Origin of the sequence: Caballeronia sp. ATUFL_F1_KS39, assembly GCF_023630985.1 — a bacterium.
Lineage (GTDB): Bacteria > Pseudomonadota > Gammaproteobacteria > Burkholderiales > Burkholderiaceae > Caballeronia > Caballeronia zhejiangensis.
This window is the reverse complement of sequence record NZ_JALQDZ010000019.1, coordinates 1-20,575: the sequence shown is the minus strand read 5'-3', so window position 1 is coordinate 20,575 and position 20,575 is coordinate 1. Positions and strand designations below refer to the sequence as shown.

Genomic DNA, 20,575 nt, shown 5'->3' with positions numbered 1-20,575 from the left:
AAATTCGAGGGGCCAAACATCTTGCCATATAATACCCCACGACTTTTTTAAGCGATCCGTTTCACGCCTGGCACCAGGCTCCCGACGACTGTGAGCGTCACCGTTCGATCGAGTGTCGTCCCCGCTTAGCAACGGACCGTCAAGTTCGTGACTGCGGAAAGGCGCGGCCGCCTGCCCGGCGGCATCGGGCGCGTGGGACGCGAACGGGATCGAACCGCCACCCATACATGCCGCCACGACAGTTTCCCGTATCGAAAATCAAAGGCGACGACAAGCCACGCAGGCGGCGGCTCGTCGCTGCGCTTCTATCCGTTCCAGGCTTGATGCCCGCTCTTGCCCACGCGCAGCTCGTGGGCGACGCCGCCTATCCGCAGCCGCTCGACGGCCCGGGCAGCCTGCGCCTCGCGCCGGAGCTCCAGGAACGCCCGCTGCAAAACGGCCAGCAGCCCTCGACCTTCCTCCTCAGTGACAAGGCGACGGGCACGACCGACGAAGACATGGCGGCGAAGGGCTCGGCGGAGATCCGGCGCACGGTCACGGTCATCAAGGGCGACGCGCTCCACTACGACCAGGACACCGACATGGCCGATGCTTTCGGCAATGTCAGGCTGATCAACAACGGCGTGTCGTTCGTCGGTCCCGAAGCGCATCTGAAGGTAGAAGCGAACGAAGGGTTCATGACGAACCCGAAGTACCGTTTCAACCTCACGGGTGGATCCGGCAGCGCCGCCCGCGCCGACATGATCGACAACGAGCGGGCGCGCATCGACCACGGCACGTATACGGCCTGCCAGTGCGAGTCCGATCCGGCGTGGTACATCAAGGGCACTTCGTTCGATTTCGACACCGGCGCTGAAGAGGGCATCGCGCACAATGGCGTGCTGTTCTTCCAGGGCGTGCCGGTTTTCGGCAGCCCGTGGCTGTCGTTTCCGCTGACCGGCGACCGTCGCAGCGGCCTTCTGCCGCCGACCTTCACGCTCAGTTCGACGACCGGCTTCGAACTGACGGTCCCGTACTATTTCAATATCGCGCCCAATCGCGATCTGACCGTCACGCCGCGCATCATGACGAAGCGCGGCGTGTTGGGCGAGGCGACGTATCGCTACCTGTCGCCCACGTACTCAGGCTCGCTCGACGTCAACTACCTGCCCGACGATCGCGTGACGCACTCGAACCGCTATGCGATCTTCTGGCAGCACCGTCAGAACTTCGGTAGCGGCTTCGGCGGTTATATCAATTACAACAAGGTTTCGGACGACCAATATCCGGAAGACCTGGGCAACGCGTCGAATCAGTTCCTGAACGGCACGCAACTGCTGTATCAGCAGGAAGCGGGGCTCACGTACAACAACGGCCCGTGGTCGGTGCTCGCGCGCGAACAGCGCTGGCAGACGCTGCAACCCTCGACGCCGCCGTACGCCCGCGAGCCGCAGGTCAACGTTCAGTACAACAAGTACAACGTCGGCGGCTTCGACTACGGCGCGGAACTGGACGCCACGCGCTTCACGATCACGACCGACGGCGCCACCGACGGCAACCGACTGTACTTCAATCCGTACCTGAGCTACGGCGTCAATGCGCCCGGTTATTTCGTCACGCCGAAAGTGCAATGGCACTTCGCGTCGTACGATCTGAGCCATATCGCGACGACGCAGGTCGCGGGTTCGTCGCCGCCGGTCGCGGGACAGCCGAAGAATTTCACCGAGTCGATCCCGACGCTCAGCTTCGACACGGGCCTCGTGTTCGACCGCTCGGTGCGGCTTTTCGGGCAGGACTACATCCAGACACTGGAGCCACGGCTCTACTACGTCTACACGCCGTATCACAATCAGGACTTTGCGCCGATCTTCGATACCGCCGAAGCCGACTTCGGTCTCGCTGAGATCTACACGCCGAACACGTTTGTCGGCAACGACCGGATCGCGGACGCAAATCGCCTGACGGCCGGCCTGACCACGCGCTTCATCAACCCGGCGACGGGCGACGAGCGTGCGCGTTTCGTCATCGCGCAGCAGTATTATTTCCAGAGCCAGCGCGTCACGATCTCGCCGGATCAGCCGCCGGGACAGGCAAAGCACTCCGACCTGATCGCCGGCGCGGCCATCAAGCTGGGTGCAGGTTTCGCTTCGGAAACTGCGTTCCAATATAATGTGGACAACAACCAGCTCGTGCGCTCGAGCATCGGTTTTGCGTTCAGTCCCGGCGCGCGCAAGGTGATCAACGTCGGCTATCGCTACACGCGTTCGAACCAGACAACGCTGGTGAACGAGCCGATCAACCAGATCCTGGTCTCGGGGGAATGGCCGCTCACGAACCGTCTCTATGCCGTCGGCCGCGTGAACTATGATCTCGCGAGCCATCGTCTCGTCGACGGGCTTCTGGGCTTCCAGTACGATGCCGACTGCTGGGCGTTCGGCTTCGGCATGCAGCGCTACGCCAACGGCGTGAACACGCTGGGCCAGCCGTCCTCGGGCACGCGCGTGCTCGCGCAGCTGACGTTCAAGGGCTTGTCGAACGTCGACAACGGGCTCGTCAGCGCGTTCCGCGCGAGCGTTCAGGGTTATCAGCCTCCGCCGGCGGCGGCGCCGCCGCTCTCCCGGTACAGCGATTACGAGTGAGGCCGGATCGGGCTCGCGGCGTCCACGGACGTGCAGCGAAGAGCGCGTCGGCGGCCGCGCAGGGCAGGACACACAAGCAGGACACGAACGGTGAAGTCCGTATTTGATGGAGTATCTGTGGCAAACGTGAATATGTTTCGATCGACGGCAATCGCAGCGGGCGTGCTGGTCGGCGCGCTGATCCTGAGTTCGCCGGCCGGTGCGCAGGCGTTGTCGAATCGCAATGTGCAGGTCGCGGATTCCGTCGTCGCGGTGGTGAACGACGGCGTCATTACGCAGCGCGAGCTGGAAGAGCGCACCGCCCTCATCGTCAAGCGTCTCCAGCAGCAAAACGCGCCGGTGCCGCCTGCGGATCAGATGCAGCGGCAAGTGCTCGATCAGATGGTGATCGAGCGCATTCAGCTCCAGAAGGCGAAGGAAGACGGCATTGTCATCGACGACGCCACCGTGAACCGCACGCTCGCGCGTCTCGCGCAGCAAAACCAGATGACGCTCGACGTCTACCGCTCGCGCATCGAGGCGCAGGGCGTGCCCTGGTCCACCTTCATGCGCGACGCGCGCACGGAGCTCACGCTCTCGAAGCTGCGCGAAAAGGAAGTGGATAGCAAGATCACCGTGTCCGACGGCGAAGTGGCGAACTACATCGCCAGCCAGCGCGGTCCGGGCGCGCGCAACGCGAGCGATCTGCGTTTGCAGCACATCATGTTCAAGCTGCCGTCGGACGCGCCGGAAAGCGAAGTCGCGAAGGTTCAGGCGCAGGCCGAAGCCGTGCTCAAGCAGGCGCAAGCCGGCGACGATTTCGCCAAGCTCGCAAAGCAGAATTCGCAGGACACGGACGCCGGCAAGGGCGGCGATCTCGGTTTTCGCGCGCCCGGCTCGCTGCCGGCGGGCATCGTGACTGCAGTGTCGACGCTGCGTCCGGGCCAGGTCGTGCCGACGCTGCTGCGCACCGACGGCGGTTTCGAAATCATCAAGCTGGTGGATCGCCGCGCGAGCCAGGGCACCGCCGGCGATGCGCCGAAACTCGTGCAGACGCACGTGCGCCACATCCTGCTGCGCGTGTCGGACGGCATGTCGGAACAGGCCGCGCGCCAGCGGCTGCTCGACATCAAGCAGCAGGTTGCGAACGGCGGCGATTTCGCCAACTTCGCGCGCACGTATTCGCAGGACGGTTCGGCGTCGCAAGGCGGCGATCTTGGCTGGATCAGCCCGGGCGAGACCGTGCCGGAATTCGAGCGCGCGATGAACAACCTGCAGGACGGCGCGGTCAGCGATCCGGTGCGCAGCGAGTACGGCTATCACCTGATTCAGGTGCTCGCTCGCCGGGATGCGGAAGGATCGGCGTCGCAGCAACTCGACATCGCGCGTCAGGCGATCGGCCAGCGCAAGGCCGAGCAGGCGTATTCCGACTGGCTGCGCGAACTGCGCGACACCGCGTACGTGCAGTACAAGGGCGTCGCTGCCCAAGCGCAGTAACAGCATGAATGCCGATGCCCGACCGCTCGCCATCGCCATTACGACCGGCGAGCCGGCCGGCGTCGGCCCGGAACTGACGGCGGCGGCGCTAAGCGAGGCGCGCGAGCGCTGGCCATCGGCGCGCTTCACGGTGCTCGGCGATCGCGATCTGCTCACGTCCCGCGCGGGCGGCGCATGGCCCGACTCGGTCGACATCGAACATCACGCGCTCGCCGTTCCCGCCGAAGCGGGCAAACTGAATGCGGCGAACGGGCACTACGTGCTCGGTCTGCTCGATGCCGCCATCGACGGCGCGGTCTCCGGCCGGTTCGACGCCATCGTCACCGCGCCGCTGCAAAAGAGCACCATCAACGATGCCGGCGTGCCCTTCACCGGCCACACCGAATACCTCGCCGAGCGCACGCATACGCCGCGCGTCGTGATGATGCTCGCGGGTTCCAGCGAACGTCCCTTGCGCGTCGCGCTCGCGACCACGCATCTGCCGCTGAAGGACGTGTCGGCGGCGCTCAGCATCGACGGTCTCGTCGAAACGCTCACCATCATCGATCACGATCTGCGCGCGCATTTCGGCTTGCCCGCGCCGCGCATTCGCGTCACCGGGCTCAATCCGCACGCGGGCGAAAACGGCTATCTGGGCCGCGAGGAAATCGACGTCATCACGCCTGCGCTCGAACGCGCCCGCGCGCTCGGCATCGATGCGCCCGGTCCGTATCCCGCCGATACGCTGTTCCAGCCGCGCTATCTGAAAGACGCCGATTGCGTGCTCGCGATGTTCCACGACCAGGGCTTGCCGGTGCTGAAGTACGCGACCTTCGGCGAAGGCATCAACGTGACGCTCGGCTTGCCGATCATCCGCACGTCGGTGGATCACGGCACCGCGCTCGATCTCGCCGGCACGGGCCGCGCCGATCCGGGCAGCATGATCGCCGCCATCGATGCCGCCGTTACGATGGCGCGCCACAAGCGCAGCGCCTGAACTCGCGCGCAATCAATTCGAATCAGTATGTCGACCAAACACCAAGGCCATTTCGCGCGCAAGCGCTTCGGGCAAAACTTTCTCGTCGATCAGGGCGTGATCGATTCCATCGTCGATGTGATCGCGCCGAAGCGCGGCGAGCGCATGGTCGAAATCGGGCCGGGCCTCGCGGCGCTCACCGAGCCTCTGATCGAGCGGCTTGCCACGCCCGAGTCGCCGCTGCACGCCGTCGAACTGGATCGCGATCTGATCGGCCGTCTGGAAAAGCGTTTCGGCGACAGGCTCGTCGTGCATTCCGCCGATGCGCTCGACTTCGATTTCGCTTCGCTCGCGCTCGAAAGTGAGAAGCCGACGCTGCGCATCGTCGGCAATCTGCCGTACAACATTTCGAGTCCGCTGCTGTTCCATTTGACGACGTTCGCGCACAAGGTCATCGACCAGCATTTCATGCTGCAGGACGAGGTGGTCGAACGCATGATCGCCGAACCCGCGAGCAAGGACTACGGGCGTCTTTCGGTGATGCTGCAATACCGCTACGTGATGAACAAGCTGATCGACGTGCCGCCCGAATCGTTCAATCCGCCGCCGAAGGTGAATTCCGCGATCGTGCGGATGATTCCGCTCGCGCCGCACGAGTTGCCCGAAGTCGACGAAACCGTGCTGAGCGACGTCGTCAAAGCCGCGTTCGCGCAGCGCCGCAAGGTATTGCGCAACAACCTGAGCGCGTACCGCGACGCGATCGATTTCGACGCGCTCGGCTTCGATCTCACGCGCCGCGCCGAGGAAGTGCCGGTCGCGGAATTCGTCGCGCTGGCACAAGCCGTTCAGCGCTCGAAGGGCTGAACACGGCCCGCATCCGACAGCAGTTTCATCAGCCGTTCCAGCCGCACGCGCTGCTCGTGAAGCAGGCCACGCGTTGCGCTCACCTGCTGCACGCGAGTACGCCAATAGGTCTGGCCGAACAGCGAATTCGCGCTTTCCGCCGACAGCACGCGTTCCAGATGCCCGATTGCGGCATCGACGTTTCCCGGCGTGTAAGGGCTCGTGATCGTGGCGTCTCGTTCGAGTGTTGCGTTCATCGTCTGGTCCTTGTTTCGCGTTGAATCCGGACGAGTGATTCTGCGAGCGGGGCGGGACATATCGCGTCCCGAAGACGCATCGTCGATCGGGACACGATGTGTCTTGACCGGCTGCTATGATCGTCGGTCCCATTGAAAGGAGCGAGCGCCATGCGCTTCATACACGCGGCGGACATCCATCTCGACAGCCCATTGCACGGCCTCTCCGCCTACGCGGACGCGCCCGCGGACATGCTGCGCAACGCCACGCGCGAGGCCTTCTCGAAGCTCGTGTCGGTGGCTGTCGACGAGCAAGTCGACTTCATGGTGATCGCCGGCGATCTATACGACGGCACTTGGCGCGATCACAACACGGGCATCTTCTTTTGCCGTGAAATGGGGCGGCTGCGTCGCGCGGGCATTCCGGTGTACGTGCTCTTCGGCAATCACGACGCCGAAAGCGAAATGACGAGCCAGCTTCAGTTGCCCGACAACGTCCACACCTTCTCGACGCGAAAGCCGCAGACCTTTCTCATCGAGGATCTGAAGGTCGCGCTTCACGGCCACAGCTTCAAGGAAAAAGCGGTCACGACGAATCTCGTCACCGCGTATCCGGCGCCGGTCGCGGGATATTTCAATATCGGCGTGCTGCATACCGCGCTCGAAGGCGGATCGACGCACGCGAGCTACGCGCCGTGCTCCGTCGCCGAACTGCACGCGAAGGAATATCACTACTGGGCGCTCGGCCATGTGCACGATTACGCAATCTGGCAGGACGCGTCGACCATCGTGTTTCCGGGCAATCTGCAAGGACGCAATATCCGCGAGACGGGACGGCGCGGCGCGGTCATCGTCAATGTTTCGGACGCGGAAGAGGTGAGCGTCGAGCGGCTTTTCATCGACGTGCTGCGTTGGGAAGCCGTGACGGTCGACGCATCGCAGGCGGGTACGCTCGATGAAGTCGCGCTCGCGGTCGGACGTGCGCTCGAAGCGCTCGTCGAATCGTCCGCGGCGCCCGTGCCGCACGCCGTGCGCGTGACGATCGCCGGCGCGACCGCGGCGCACGGCGAACTCTTCGGGCTGGAAGCGCAACTGCGCGCGGAAGTCCTCGCGCAGATCGCCGCGATCAGCCACGACCGGCTCTGGCTCGAAAAAGTGAGGATCGCGACCGAGCCGCTCGCGCACAGCGAGCCGGCCACCGGCCGCACCGATGCGCTCGCCGATCTTCACGGTCTTCTCATCGAAGCGGAATCCGACCCGGAGTTTCTGAGCATGTTGAAGGAAAGGCTGATCGCACTGGCGTCGCAGGCGCCGAGCGAGTTGCAGAAGTCCGTGCCGGAGCTCGAGCACGTGCGCAATGGCGAACTCGCTAAGCTCGTCGCCGAAGTGCGCTCGGGGCTGATCGCGCAGTTATCGGACGCGGAGTAAGGCATGCGTATCGGCAAGCTCGAACTCATCCGCTACGGCAAATTCACCGATCACACGGTGGAGTTTCCGGCGGCGGAACACGATTTTCACTTTGTCGTCGGTCCGAACGAGGCGGGCAAATCCACCATCAAGAACGCGATTTCCGAGTTGCTCTTCGGCATGCCGCATAGCTCGCCGCTTGCGTTCGTGCATCCGCAAAGCGATCTGCGGCTCGGGGCGTCGATCGAAACGGGCGGCGACGCGTTCGCGTTCCATCGTACGAAGAGCCGCAAGTCGCCGCTCTGCACGCCGAACGGCGATGCGCTGCCCGCCGACGCGCTGGCGACGTTTCTGGGCGCATCCGATAAAGGCTTCTTCGAGCAGATGTACTGCCTGAATCACGAGGCGCTGCGGCGCGGCGGCGAAGCCATTCTCGATGCATCGAGCGATGTCGGGCAGGTGCTGTTTCAATCGGCGGCGGGCATCGCGAGTCTCGGCGACGTGCGCCAACGTCTCGCTGACGAGGCCGATCGACTGTGGGCGAAGCGCAAGTCGGGCGATCGCGCGTATTACATCGGCCTGAAGCAATACGACGAAGCCACCGCCGAGCTGAAGACGGCGAGCGTGAGAACGGCGCAGTGGCGTCGCGCGCACGGCGCCGTGGAAGAGGCGGAGGAGAAGCGTCGCGATGAAGACGCGCGCCGCACGGAGCTCGAAACGCAGCGCGCCAAGCTGGAGCGCGTGAGGCGCGTGGCGCCGTACTTGAACGTGTGGCGTGAGAAGGCCGCGGAATTGCGCGAAGTGGGCGATGCCGTCGATCTGCCCGCGAACGCCGAGGCGACGCTGCAAAACGCGCTGAAGCGGCTCGCGGCGGCGCAAAGCGCGCTCGACGTCCACACAAGAGCCGCCGCGCAGTTGCAAGCCGATCTCGACGCGATCGTGATCGACGACGCGGTCCTCGCCGCGCAAGCGCGCATTCGTGCGCTCGACGCCACGCGACAGCGCTGTGCCGATCACGCGAACGAAATCGCGCGGCTCGAACAGGAAGTCGCGCTGCGGCTGCGCCAGATTGCGCAGGACGGCGCGCAGCTCGGCTGGCCGCTCGACGAAGCGGGCGTGCGCGGCGCGATGCCCGGCGCGCTCGCGCTTCAGACCGTCACGAGCCTGATGCTCGAACGCGGCGAACTCGAACTCGCCGCGCGCAATGCGGAGCAAGCCGCCGACGCATGCGCCGCGCAGATCGTCACGCTGCAAACGAAGCTCGCGGCGATCGCGAACGGCGATGTGTCGCCGGGTCTGCGCGCTGCATTGCGTGCCGCGCAGAAGTATCGCGATGCGAGCGCGACGCAGCAGCGCCTCGAAGATGCGAAGCGCGACGCGCAGCAGTTGCTCGAAGCGGGCATGGCGTCGCTCGGGCGATGGTCGCGTCCGATCGGCGAACTCAAGTCGATGACGCTGCCGGCGGCGGAGCGCATCGCCGCATTGCGCGCGCAGCGGCAGGATCTGTCGTCGCGGCTGACGCTCGCGGCCGATCGTGCGAAGGAAGCGCAGGACGCGCTGCACGCCGTGCGATCGGAACTCGACAGTCTGGTCGAGACGCACGATGTCGTGACGGGCGATCAGGTTCGGGACGCGCGTACGTCGCGCGATGCAGCGTGGCGCGCGATCCGGTCCGGCGACGTCGCGCTCGATCGAGGCGCTTCCGGTTTCGAAACGGCGATGCACGCGGCGGATGGTCTCGCCGATCGTCAGTTGGGTTCCGTGAATCACGCGACGCAACTCGCGGCCTTGAAGCGGCGCGTCGCGAACGAAGAATCGACGCTCGCGCGACGCGAGCAAAGCGTGCGCGAAGCAGAATCGGCGCTGACATCGTTCGACGAATCGTGGCGCGCGCTCGCCGCGCAGTCGCAGATCGCGGACATGTCGCTCGACGATGCGCCGTCGTGGATCGCATCGCGTGACAAGGCGCTGGCCGCGTCGCAGACGCTCGATGCGCGCGCCGAAGAACTCGCGCGCGAAGCCGCCGATTCCCGCGCGCGCCGCGACGAACTCGCGCGGCATCTGGACGACGCGGACGCACGCGCCGATCTCGACGCGCTCTGCGATCTGGCCGAGGCGAAGATCGCGGCCATCGACGAAGCCGCGGTCACGCGCCGCAACGTATCCGCGCGACTCGACGAAGCGCAAGCCGAGCGCACCGCGCGGCAAGGCGCGGCGAAAGCGGCGCGCGAAGCGTTCGAACGCTGGCAATGCGAGTGGTCGGCGGCGATCGCGAAAGCGGGACTCGCGAACGCAGCGGATTCGCAGGCGGCGGCGGAAGCGGCCATCGACATGGTGAAGAAGATCGGCGCGCAACTGACGCACATCGAAACCGTACGCAACGGCCAGATCGACGCGATGCGCGCGGCGCTAACAGCGCTCGACGCCGAGGCATCGCACCTTGCGCGCGAACTCGACGAATCGCTCGCGGCGCTCGGCGCGAACGCGACTGCGACGGCGTTGTCGGCGCGTCTCGATCTCGCTTGCGCCGCGCATGGCGAGCGTGAGCGTTTGAAGAAGGAGCACGCGTCGGCGAGCGAGCACGTGCGTCACGCTCACGCCGATGTCGAGGAAGCGAAGGCGACGCTGCGTCCGCTCTACGATCTGGCGGGTGTCGATACGCCGGACGTGCTTCAGGCACGCATCGCGCAATCGCAGAAGAAGCGCGAACTGGCCGCCGCCGTCGACGACGCGCGCGCCGCGCTCATCAAGGGCGGCGATGGCCTGACGCTCGACGAACTAATCGCGGAAGTGGAGGGCGCGGACATGTCGAACGTGCAGGCGGAGTTGTCGCGCATGGGCGCGGCGCTGTCGGAATCGGTGAGAATCGCGAGCGAAACGGCGACGGCACTCGACGCCGCGCGCCGCGAACTCAATGCCATTTCAGGCGAAGCGAACGCCGCGCGCGCCGAAGCGAAGCGCCAGGAAGCGCTCGCCACGATGTCCGATGCCGCCGAGCGCTTCGTCAAGGTCGAAACGGCGTCGACGCTGCTCAAGTGGGCGATCGACCGTTATCGCGAGCGCCGTCAGGGACCGATGCTGTCGCGCGCAAGCACGATTTTTTCGGCGCTCACGCTCGACACGTTCTCGCGGCTCGTCGTCGATTACGATCGTCAGCCGATGGCGCTGTCCGCGATTCGCGCGAGCGGCGAGCATGTGGATATCGCCGGCATGAGCGAGGGCACGCGCGATCAGCTGTATCTCGCGCTGCGGCTCGCGGCGCTGGAAGAGCATGGCGAGAAGGCGTCGGCGTTGCCGTTCGTCGCCGACGATCTCTTCATCAACTTCGACGATGGCCGCGCGCGCGCCGGCTTGCGCGTGCTCGCGCAGATCGCGAAACGCACGCAGGTGATCTTTCTGAGCCACCACGATCATCTCGTCGATATCGTGCGCGAGGTGTTCGGGCCGCAGGTGAACGTGCGTTATATGGGCTGATGCGTCAGCTCGTCCGATAGCGCTTCGCCAGCTTGGCGAAATCCTCGGCGAACTCGTCACGCAACGCTTGCGGCGCGAGAATCTCGACGCCCGCGCCGAGCGCGCGCAGCCACCAGCGCAGCTTGAGACTTGGCGTGACGGTGCCGGTGACTTTCATGCGGCCGTCGGGCAACGTGTCGATTTTTTGATCCTTCGACATCGGCGATTCGCGCAACTGATTGCCCGCGTTGCCTTCGAAGGCAAGTTCGAGCAGCACCGGCGGCTCGGGCAGAAAGTCGAAGACCTGCTGCGTTTCGATGTATTTGCGCAGCTTGAAATCGTCCGGATACGTGAAAGATTCGCCCGACTCGGAAACCGAGCGAATCCGGTCCAGCCGATACAGCGCGCGCGTCCATTCCGTTTCGCCTTTCTCCGGACGCGGCGCGCGACTCGGATCTTGCGCGACCATATACATCACGCCCGCGGATTCGACCAGCGCGAGCGGCCACAGCTTTTTCGTGCGCGGTTCGTCGCTGCGTTCGCCCCGATATGCCGCGCGATATTGCACGAGCAGTTCGCGCTCGAAGAACGTAGCGGTCGCGACCGTCTGAAAGATTTCCGGACGCAGCTTCGGCCGAATCAGCGTAAAAGCGCCATCGACGGAATCGATCTTGTCGGCCCACGCGCGATAGATGCGGCTGTCCGCCGTTTCCTGCGACAGCCGCGATTCGGCGGCCTTGAACAGCGGATCGATGTCGCGCGTGACGGCATTCGGCAGCTTGTTGCCCGCAAAGCGCTGGAGGATGTGAAACGCCACCGCCTCCGATGCGCTCATCAAACCGCTCATGCCTTCCTGCAGGCCGTGCAGCCACGGCTTGCGCTGCCAGAGCAGCTCGCGGCCGTTGAGCATGGATACGACGCGCGCATCGGCTTCGAGCGCCGTCAGATGACGCTGCACCTTCTTCGTATAGCCGACGCGATGACCGCGCTCTTCGAGACGTCTGCGGACTTCGGGCGTCGATAGCCACGCGGTCGCGTCGCGCTCGGTAGGGAGCACGCGGAGGATGGCTTCGTCGAGGCTGGAGGTCATGATGCGCAGGCGAGGAAAGGTTGCTCCTGATTATAGAAACTATCGAGACAAATCGTGTCTTGATCGGACGGGGCGGCCATCAGGCTTTCGGATTTTTCGGGTGACGGTCTTCGACATAAGCGGAAAGAATAGCGGCGCCGGGGGATGAGGCCCCAGCATGTCGAGGAGCGAAAACAATGAGTAGAAGGGAACAGGCCAACGAGGAATTTCTCGCGGGACTCAAGAGCCGGACATCGCGCGCGATCCAGCAATATTTCTTTTCGCACGGGGTCTGCGTGGGGCGTTCGGACGTCCGCAAAGCGATGGCGCTTCCCGAGCATGAACAGACCTTCGTGTCGTTGGCGCCATCCTTCGCGCAAGTCAACGAATCGATCAGCTTGCTGACGGACATCGGTTCCTTGTCGCTTCCGTCGAAGGAGAAGACGATGCGCGCGGTCTATGAAATAGAAGGGCGGTTGCGGGAGCGCGGCGGTTGCGTCGAAGGACTGGAACGGGCGCTCGCCAGAATCGAGATGGCGCGCAATTCGATACCCGCCGAGCCGAAGCTCTGGCCCTACACGTTCTGGGGCGTGTTGTGCCTGCTCGCGGCGTACTTCGTCTGGCCGAGCGCGTTGGTCGGCGTGATGCTGCTGGGCGCCGGGTTCAACAGACATTCGAGCTACAAGAAGCGCAAGGCCGAAGCGGACCGTGCGTTGAGTGAAGCGAACGATATGTTCGAGGCCGTCGCCGCGCTCGAGCTCACGCCGCGGCTAAGGCTGCTGGAACAGTGATGCGAAGGACCGAACGCCCAAAGCAAAAAGCCCAGTCGCAATGACTGGGCTTCTTACCTGATACTTGGTAGGCCGTACGGGATTCGAACCTGTGACCAACGGATTAAAAGTCCGCTGCTCTACCAGCTGAGCTAACGACCCGAAAGAGGCAAAATTATAAACTTCGATTCGCGAATCTGTCAACCCGCTCGGTTGAAGAATCATCAAATCATCGAAAGAAAAACGCCCGCGGCTTCATTGCCCGCGGGCATTATCCTCGAGAGGCGCGAAACGCCAAACGCCGGCTTCGCTTACTTCACTTGCGACATCTTGCTCTGTGCGGTCTGCGCGACTTCCGTGCCGGCGTACTGCGAGATGATCTGCTGAAGCGTCTGCTTGGCAGCCGCTTTCTGACCTTGCTCGATCTGGTTGTTCGCGATTGCGAGCAACGCCTCGGGCGCTCGCGGATGCGTCGGATAACTCTTCACCAGGTCCTGCCAGATCGCAGTCGATCCCTTGTAGTCGCGCTGCGCATAGAGCGCATTGCCGAGCCAATACCGCGCCGTCGGCTGATACGGGCTCTGCGGATACTTCGCCACGAACGCCTTGAACGACGCCGCGGCATTCTTGTAGTCACCGTTACGAAACTGAGTCGACGCTGCGTTGAACGCTTCCGTCTCGCCCGGCTGCACCGAACCCGTCACGCCATCGATCGTCTCTTGCTGCGGCTCGAATTTCTTCAAGCGCGAATCGAGATCGGCGTAATAGTCCTTCTGCTGCTTCTGCAGCGTGGCGACCTGGTTGGCCAGATCCTCGTTCTGGCCACGAACCGTCGCGACCTGCTGATTGAGCTGGTCGATACGATTCTGCTGATCGAGAATCGTGCGCTGCGCGGCCTGCAACTGACTGGACAGGCTGTCAGTCTTCGTGCGCAGATCGAGCACGGCTTTACGCGCTTCGTTGTCGTCGAAGACGCCGGCGTGCGCGGGCGCACTCAGCATCGTCGAACCGACTACACACGCGGCTGCGGCCGCGCGCAGCAAGGGAAAGCGATACAACATAGGGCGACTCACCCGTGACTGGTTACGTTAAGTAAATTACTGCTGGTACACGAGGTCCGCACGGCGGTTCTGTGCCCACGACGATTCGTCGTGACCCGTTGCCGTCGGCTTTTCCTTGCCGAGCGACACGGCTTCCATCTGCGAATCGGCGACGCCCATCAGCGACATTGCACGACGCACGGCTTCCGCACGCTTCTGGCCGAGCGCGAGGTTGTACTCGCTCGTGCCGCGTTCGTCGGTGTTGCCTTGAATCAGGACGTGACGCTCCGGATGGCTCTTCAGGTACGACGAGTGTTGTTGCAGCAGCGGCTGATAGTCGTCCTTCACGGCATAGCTGTCGAAGTCGAAATAGATGCTGCGCTTGGCGAGCGGGCTGTTCGGATCGTTCAGCGGGTCGATGTTGACCTGCTTCACGTCCGTCGGGTTCGGCTGCGTGCCGACTGCACCCTTGTTCTGGCCTTCGTCGAGCTTCACGCCCGAGTGACATGCCGCCAATGCGCCGACCATCGCAACTGCCAGGCCGATACGAAGTTTCGACATCATGGTACCTCTCCTTGTGTTGTAGCTGAACGTTGTATGTGAAACGTTATTGCTGGACTTATTGCATGAACGGACCCCAGGACGGCTCGCGCACCACACCGCCCTGAACTGACAAGACTTGCCGCGTGCGACCGTCGGTCGAAACGGCTGCCAACACGCCACGTCCGTTCACTTGGGTGGCGTAGAGGATGTACTGACCATTCGCCGCGAAGCTCGGCGATTCGTCATGCGTCGTGTCGGTCAGCCCCGTCGCCGTGCCGGACGCGAGGTCCTGCAGATACAGCTTGAAGCCGCCGCCAGTGCGCGAAATGTACGCGAGTTGCTTGCCGTCCGGACTCACGCGCGGGCTGGTGTTGTACGCACCCGCAAACGTGACCCGCTGGGCCGCGCCGGCGCTTTCACCCGCCGCCGGCATCTTGTAGATCTGCGGTTGGCCGCCGCGATCGCTCGTGAAATAAATCCAGTTGCCATCAGGAGAGTAGAACGGCTCGGTGTCGATGGAACTGCCTTGTGTCAGACGGCGCAGGCCGGAGCCGTCTGCGTTGACTTCGAAAATCTGCGTGTTGCCCGTGCGCGAGAGCGCGACCGCGAGCTTGCGGCCATCAGGCGACCACGACGGGGCACTGTTGTTGCCCTTCTGATTCGACACGACTACGCGACGTCCCGTCGGCAGGTCGTGGATGTACACCACCGGCTTCTTTTTCTCGAACGACACGTATGCGACCTTCGTGCCGTCCGGCGACCACGCCGGCGAAATGATCGGTTCCGGGCTGGAGAGGGCGATCTTCGCGTCCTGACCGTCCGAATCCGAAATCTGCAATTGATAACGGCCGCCCGTCTGAATGACGTAGGACAGACGCGTTGCGAACACGCCGCGGCCGCCGAGCAACTTCGCGTAGATGTAGTCGGCGATCTTGTGCGCGCTCATGCGCAGGCCGCTCTCGGCGCTGACGAGCGACAGGCCGCCCAGGTTCTGCTGCTTGACGGTGTCATAGAGGCGGAAGCGCACTTCGTACTGGCCGTTCGGCAGCTTGTTCACGCTACCCGACACGAACGCGTCCGCGCCTTTTGCCTTCCACGCGCCGAGATCGACCGTATCGGATTCCGCGACCGGCGCGCTGCCGGCGTCGATATTCGTGAACTTGCCGCTGCGCTGCAGATCCTGGCGAATGATCGCGCTGACTTGCTGCGGCGAACTCGCTTCATTGGCGAAATTGGCCGTCGCGATCGGAAACTGGGTCGAACCGACGCCGGTCACGAGTACGTTCAACTGGGCGTGCGCAGCGGTGCCGGCTGCGATCAGGCAGGACGCGACCAGCGTTTTCAGGCCAAGCTTCGTCATCAAACTCATGCTGTATAGGTTCCAGATAAAAGCGTTTTCAAGTGTCCGCGGACTGCAGAACAGACCCGCGGTCGCACATTTCGTTCCCGCTGCTTAATGCGAGCTTTCAAGCGCGCTTCACTGCTGACTAGCGCGTTAACTGCCCGCCGGACGCAGCGTGATCGTGAAGCTCGAAGGCGCCTTGCCGTCGATATCCACCGGCATCGGATCCGAGCGCTGTACCGCGCGCAGTGCCGCCTGATCCCACTGCTCGTTGCCGCTCGAGCGCGTGATATTCGCCGACAGCAGCGTGCCCGACGGCGAGCAGCGCACCGACACGACCGTTTCGAGCCCGGCCGTTTCGCCGGCCCACACGATGTTCGGCCGCACGCGACGCTGCACCTTCTCGGCGTAGCCAGGCGAGGTCGCATTGCCGCCCGCGCCCTTGCCGGTGCCGCTCTTGGCCAGGCCTTCGCCGCTGCCCGCCGTGCCGCCGCCCAACTGCCCTTGCAGTTGCGAGAGACGCGCCTTGCGCTCGGCATCGAGCTTGGCTTTCGCTTCCGCGTCGGCCTTGGCTTTCGCTTGCGCCGCGGCCTTCGCTTTCGCGTCGGACTCAGCCTTGGCCTTGGCTTGCGCGTCGGCCTTCGCCTTGGCTTCCTGCTGTTCCTTCTCCTTCTCCTTCTGCTCCTTGAGCTGTTCCTGCTTCTGCGCTTCGGCTTGCTGCTGCTGACGCTGCTTGTCCTGCTGCGCCTTCTGTTGCTGCTTCTGCAGGTCGGCCTGACGCTGCTGCTCGATCTGCTTCTGCTTGTCCTGCATCGCCTTCTGCTGGGCGGCTTGCGCGGCGAGCTGCTGCTGACGCTTCGCTTCCGCTTCCTGCTTCGCCTCTTCCTGCTGACGGCGCTGCTCGGCGAGTTGCGCTTCGCGCGCGGCGGCTTCCTGCTGCTTGCGCTTCTTCTCCTGCAACGCGATGTCCGCGTCTTCGTCCTTCGCCGGCGGCGGCGCGGGCTGCACCTTCACCGGCGCGGGCGGCGGCGGGGCAGGGCGCGGCGTCGGCGCGGGCGTGTCCGGAATCTCGGTCCAGATTTCCGCTTCCGCGCCCGCCGGCGTGTTGTTCTGCCAGTTGATGCCGTGATACAGGAACCAGCCGAGCAGCAGATGCATCAACGCCGCGAGCGCGAACGCCTTACCCGTGCCGCGTTCACGCGGCGGGCGATTCGGTCGCGCGGACGATGCGCGTGTCGGCCTGTGCGAAAGGGTCATTGCGATTTGACGAGCAATCCGACGCGCTTCACGCCGCGCGCCTTCATATCGGACATCACGTTCATCACGACTTCGTACTTCACGGTTTTGTCCGCCGCGATCACGACGGGCTGATCCGGATGCGATTCCTGACGGTTGAGCACGAAGCTGTTGAGATCGTTCATCGTCATCTTCTGCTCTTGCGTCGCGCCGCCTTCTTCCTTGTAGCGCACGTTCATGCTGCCGTCCGCCTTGATGTTGATGACGAGCGGCGGCTGCTGCTCCTGCGGCTGCGCATTGCCGACGGTCGGCAGATTGATGATCGAGGGCGAAACGAGCGGCGCCGTCACCATGAAGATGACGAGCAGCACGAGCATCACGTCGATGTATGGCACGACGTTGATGTCGGCCATCGCGCGGCGCGAGCCGCCGCGCATGCTGGAACGAATGGGGCCTGCCATCGCGGACTCCTTCTGTTAGTGCGCCTGACGCTGCAGGATGTTCGAGAACTCTTCGATGAAGGTCTCGAAGCGGATCGCCAGACGGTCGATGTCGTGCGCGTAGCGGTTGTACGCGACCACTGCGGGAATCGCGGCGAAGAGGCCGATCGCGGTCGCGACGAGCGCTTCGGCGATGCCGGGCGCCACGTTCGCGAGCGTCGCCTGCTGCACATTGGCGAGACCGCGGAACGAATTCATGATCCCCCACACCGTGCCGAAGAGACCGATATAAGGACTCACGGAACCGACCGACGCGAGGAACGCGAGGTTCGCTTCGAGCACGTCCATTTCGCGCTGGAAGGCGGCGCGCATCGCGCGGCGGGAACCGTCGAGAATCGCGCCCGGATCGGTGATCCGGCGCTCCTTGCCCTTCAGGAATTCACGCATACCGGATTCGAAGATACGCTCGAGCGCGCCGATCGTGTGACGGTTGTTCGCCGCGCTTTGATACAGCGCCTGCAGGTCGCCGCCCGACCAGAAATCGCGCTCGAAGCGCTCGGTCTGCGCGCGCGCGCGGCGAATGGCAAACCACTTGCGGAAAATGAAGGTCCACGACAGGAGCGACAGCAGCAACAGCAGCGCCATCACGGCCTGCGCGAGCAGGCTCGCGTGAACGACGAGGGAAATGATCGACAGGTCTTGTGTATTGTTCATAAAGGTCTGCTGTTACGTCCCGAAAGGGGCGTCCGGTCAAAGCGTCATGCTTTCGTGAAATGGATGTGAATCAAACGAAAGCCGTGCCGTGGCCGGCTCATGCTCGTTAATGCTTCCTCTGTCCCCGATGCCCTGTTTCGCTTCGGTGTGCGATGAGTTCATCGTTCAGGCTCGGTCTTGATCTGCGCCGCGCGATGCCGCGGCGAGCGTCGCGTGCGGGCCGCGCTTCAATCCTTCGATCACCGCATCCGGAATGGCGGCCGGACGAATCGACGCGCGATCCACCGAGGCAACGCGAATGTCGCCGCTCGCGAGCAGCACGCCGTCGCGCCACGCTTCCTGATGAAAATCCACCGATGCACGGCCGAGGCGCTCGATGCGACTTACAACGCGAATGACGTCATCCAGGCGCGCCGGCGACGAATATTCGACGGCCGTGCGTCTCACGACGAACAGGATGTCGCTCGAATCGGCGAGACGCTGCTGATCGATTCCGCACGCGCGCAGCCATTCGGTGCGCGCCCGTTCGAAGAACTTCAGGTAGTTCGCGTAGAAGACGATGCCGCCGGCGTCGGTGTCCTCGTAATACACCCGAATCGGCCACTCGAAAGTCAACGGATCACTCACCTTTGCGCCGCTCCGCTCGCGCAGAGGCTCATAAACACGATCTGGCTCGCATTTTGACAAATATTCATCGGCGGCATTTTACCGGAACCGGAAGCACCCCCGCCAAATCCTTAGGCAGATATCGGAATCAGCCGCGGTGAATTTGCAACGGTGCGAACGTCTGGGCGACCGGCATCATCTCGATCGCGTTGATGTTCACGTGTGCCGGGCGCGTGGCTATCCAGTAGATCGCGTCGGCGATGTCCTCGGGCGTGAGCGCCTGCACATCCTTATATACAGTCGCGGCTTTGCTGTCGTCGCCCTTGAAGCGCACGTTCGAAAACTCGGTGCCGCCGACGAGCCCCGGCTCGATGTCCGTCACGCGAAGGGCGGTGCCGGCGACGTCCGCGCGCAGGTTCAGGCTGAACTGCCGCACGAACGCCTTCGTCGCGCCGTACACGTTGCCTCCGGCGTACGGATACGTGCCCGCCACCGATCCCATGTTGAACACATGTCCGCGATTGCGCTCGATCATGCCCGGCAAGATCGCGTGCGTGACCGTCACGAGACCCGTGCAGTTCGTGTCGATCATGTTCTTCCAGTCGTCGAGATTCGCGCGTTGCGCGGGTTCGAGGCCGAGCGCGAGTCCGGCGTTATTCACCAGCACGTCGATCTGCGCGAACGCCTCGGGCAGCGCCGCGACGGCGTTGCGGACGGCGTTTTCGTCCCGTACGTCGAGTTCGACTGGCAGAAGCGCGTCGCCGAGTTCGTTCGACAGCGCGACCAGGCGCTCCTTGCGACGCGCGGCGGCGATCACACGATGGCCGCCTTTGACGAACGTGCGGGCGATGGCGGCGCCGAATCCGGCCGACGCGCCGGTGACAAAAACGATCATGAGCGGACTCCGAATGGACTGAGACGGGCAAAGCCGACGCGCGCAGGGCGACGCGTCCGGCAACGGCGCAAAGCGTACTTCCATTGATGCGGCGCGGCAAGCAACCGTGGGCGCGAACGATCGTGCTTTAAGCGTGGCTGCGCGCCCGTCCGATTGCCCTGTAAGCCGGTTGCCTAAAGCATGGCCGCCCATTACACTACAACGCTCAAACCCCGCGTGACTGGCGATAGAATCTTCGGATTCAAGGTGGAGCGACCCACCAGGAAGCGCGGAGCGTCGTTTTGCCGTTCGCCTGGGCAGCTGAGATCCGCACGCCGTCGCTGCGTTGCTGGTGGCTGTCCGTTCCGCGAAACCGGATTCTTCCTCTATCCGCCGCGCCTGGACTCCATCGGTTTCCAGCGTCTTTTGCGTCTGCTTCGAACGTGGCGCACGCGCGATCCGGTCAACCTGTTTTGATCTCACGGAAAACGTATGTTTGACAGAGCCGAAAGTACCCTCGCCAATGTCGATCCCGAATTGCTCAAGGCGATCGAGCAGGAAAACCGCCGCCAGGAAGATCACATCGAGCTGATCGCGTCGGAAAACTACACGAGCCCGGCCGTAATGGCCGCGCAAGGCTCGCAGCTCACCAACAAGTACGCGGAAGGCTATCCCGGCAAGCGCTATTACGGCGGTTGCGAATATGTGGACATCGTCGAGCAGCTCGCGATCGACCGCGTGAAGCAGCTCTTCGGCGCCGAAGCCGCGAACGTGCAGCCGAACTCCGGCTCGCAGGCGAATCAGGGCGTGTTTTTCGCCGTGCTCAAGCCGGGCGACACGATCATGGGCATGAGCCTCGCCGAAGGCGGTCACCTCACGCACGGCTCGCCGGTCAACATGTCGGGGAAGTGGTTCAACGTCGTAAGCTACGGCCTGAACGAAGCCGAGGACAT

General features: G+C 63.9%; 17 protein-coding genes, 1 tRNA gene, 1 pseudogene and 1 riboswitch. Of the genes and pseudogenes, 8 read left to right on the top strand and 11 right to left on the bottom strand.

Going from position 1 to position 20,575, the window contains the following annotated elements; all coding sequences use genetic code 11:
* Positions 1-227: 227 nt before the first annotated feature.
* From NCR93_RS11370 to rsmA, 4 genes are all read left to right on the top strand, one after another.
* Positions 228-2,618, top strand: coding sequence for an LPS-assembly protein LptD (locus tag NCR93_RS11370; protein ID WP_244807614.1), 2,391 nt, complete (start codon positions 228-230; stop codon positions 2,616-2,618).
* Positions 2,619-2,750: 132 nt separating this feature from the next.
* Positions 2,751-4,094 carry a peptidylprolyl isomerase gene (locus NCR93_RS11365; RefSeq protein WP_008342825.1) on the top strand — a complete coding sequence of 448 codons (1,344 nt, stop codon included), beginning with the start codon at positions 2,751-2,753 and terminating at the stop codon, positions 4,092-4,094.
* Between the two features lie 4 nt (positions 4,095-4,098).
* A complete protein-coding gene (gene pdxA, locus NCR93_RS11360; RefSeq protein WP_250519752.1) occupies positions 4,099-5,070 on the top strand; it encodes a 4-hydroxythreonine-4-phosphate dehydrogenase PdxA in 972 nt (323 codons plus the stop codon).
* A 27-nt stretch (positions 5,071-5,097) separates the two neighbouring features.
* On the top strand, positions 5,098-5,913 hold the full coding sequence (rsmA, locus tag NCR93_RS11355; RefSeq protein WP_250532223.1) for a 16S rRNA (adenine(1518)-N(6)/adenine(1519)-N(6))-dimethyltransferase RsmA: 816 nt from the start codon (positions 5,098-5,100) through the stop codon (positions 5,911-5,913).
* Here the strand turns inward: rsmA and NCR93_RS11350 are convergent.
* Positions 5,895-6,149, bottom strand: coding sequence for a hypothetical protein (locus tag NCR93_RS11350; RefSeq protein WP_008342820.1), 255 nt, complete (start codon positions 6,147-6,149; stop codon positions 5,895-5,897). The genes rsmA and NCR93_RS11350 overlap by 19 nt on opposite strands.
* Positions 6,150-6,299: 150 nt before the next feature.
* Between NCR93_RS11350 and NCR93_RS11345 the strand changes: the two genes are divergently transcribed.
* Both NCR93_RS11345 and NCR93_RS11340 read left to right on the top strand, forming a co-directional pair.
* On the top strand, positions 6,300-7,556 hold the full coding sequence (locus tag NCR93_RS11345; RefSeq protein ID WP_250519751.1) for a metallophosphoesterase family protein: 1,257 nt from the start codon (positions 6,300-6,302) through the stop codon (positions 7,554-7,556).
* A 3-nt stretch (positions 7,557-7,559) separates the two neighbouring features.
* Positions 7,560-11,009: an ATP-binding protein gene (locus NCR93_RS11340; protein WP_250532222.1), complete on the top strand. Its 3,450-nt coding sequence runs from the start codon at positions 7,560-7,562 to the stop codon at positions 11,007-11,009.
* A gap of 4 nt (positions 11,010-11,013) precedes the next feature.
* Here the strand turns inward: NCR93_RS11340 and NCR93_RS11335 are convergent, their stop codons facing one another.
* Positions 11,014-12,078, bottom strand: coding sequence for a helix-turn-helix transcriptional regulator (locus NCR93_RS11335; RefSeq protein ID WP_008342813.1), 1,065 nt, complete (start codon positions 12,076-12,078; stop codon positions 11,014-11,016).
* 176 nt (positions 12,079-12,254) lie between these two features.
* Here NCR93_RS11335 and NCR93_RS11330 point away from each other — a divergent pair, with 176 nt between their 5' ends.
* Positions 12,255-12,848, top strand: a complete 594-nt coding sequence (locus NCR93_RS11330; RefSeq protein WP_250532221.1) for a hypothetical protein — start codon at positions 12,255-12,257, stop codon at positions 12,846-12,848.
* 65 nt (positions 12,849-12,913) lie between these two features.
* On the opposite strand, the gene NCR93_RS11325 is transcribed toward NCR93_RS11330, so the two are convergent.
* From NCR93_RS11325 to ydfG, 9 genes are all read right to left on the bottom strand, one after another.
* Positions 12,914-12,989 (bottom strand) — tRNA-Lys (locus tag NCR93_RS11325).
* 149 nt (positions 12,990-13,138) lie between these two features.
* Positions 13,139-13,888 (bottom strand): tol-pal system protein YbgF, encoded by a 750-nt coding sequence (gene ybgF, locus NCR93_RS11320; protein ID WP_008342809.1) that lies wholly within the window; start codon positions 13,886-13,888, stop codon positions 13,139-13,141.
* A gap of 36 nt (positions 13,889-13,924) precedes the next feature.
* Positions 13,925-14,431, bottom strand: coding sequence for a peptidoglycan-associated lipoprotein Pal (gene pal, locus NCR93_RS11315; protein WP_008342807.1), 507 nt, complete (start codon positions 14,429-14,431; stop codon positions 13,925-13,927).
* Between the two features lie 55 nt (positions 14,432-14,486).
* Positions 14,487-15,779 (bottom strand): Tol-Pal system beta propeller repeat protein TolB, encoded by a 1,293-nt coding sequence (tolB, locus tag NCR93_RS11310; protein WP_008342805.1) that lies wholly within the window; start codon positions 15,777-15,779, stop codon positions 14,487-14,489.
* Positions 15,780-15,905: 126 nt separating this feature from the next.
* The gene (tolA, locus tag NCR93_RS11305) at positions 15,906-17,009 is read right to left on the bottom strand and encodes a cell envelope integrity protein TolA (protein WP_008342804.1); all 1,104 of its coding nucleotides are present in this window, start codon (positions 17,007-17,009) and stop codon (positions 15,906-15,908) included.
* The gene (gene tolR / locus NCR93_RS11300) at positions 17,006-17,449 is read right to left on the bottom strand and encodes a protein TolR (RefSeq protein ID WP_008342802.1); all 444 of its coding nucleotides are present in this window, start codon (positions 17,447-17,449) and stop codon (positions 17,006-17,008) included. Before tolR ends, tolA begins: the two co-directional genes overlap by 4 nt.
* 15 nt (positions 17,450-17,464) lie before the next feature.
* A complete protein-coding gene (gene tolQ / locus NCR93_RS11295; protein ID WP_008342801.1) occupies positions 17,465-18,142 on the bottom strand; it encodes a protein TolQ in 678 nt (225 codons plus the stop codon).
* A 165-nt stretch (positions 18,143-18,307) separates the two neighbouring features.
* Positions 18,308-18,769, bottom strand: a complete 462-nt coding sequence (gene ybgC, locus NCR93_RS11290; protein ID WP_250435153.1) for a tol-pal system-associated acyl-CoA thioesterase — start codon at positions 18,767-18,769, stop codon at positions 18,308-18,310.
* 127 nt (positions 18,770-18,896) lie between these two features.
* Positions 18,897-19,643: a bifunctional NADP-dependent 3-hydroxy acid dehydrogenase/3-hydroxypropionate dehydrogenase YdfG gene (gene ydfG / locus NCR93_RS11285; protein WP_008342797.1), complete on the bottom strand. Its 747-nt coding sequence runs from the start codon at positions 19,641-19,643 to the stop codon at positions 18,897-18,899.
* Positions 19,644-19,849: 206 nt separating this feature from the next.
* A riboswitch (ZMP/ZTP riboswitch) is annotated at positions 19,850-19,948 on the top strand.
* A 166-nt stretch (positions 19,949-20,114) separates the two neighbouring features.
* Between ydfG and glyA the strand changes: the two are divergent.
* A pseudogene (glyA, locus tag NCR93_RS11280) lies at positions 20,115-20,575 on the top strand (serine hydroxymethyltransferase); the annotation flags it as partial.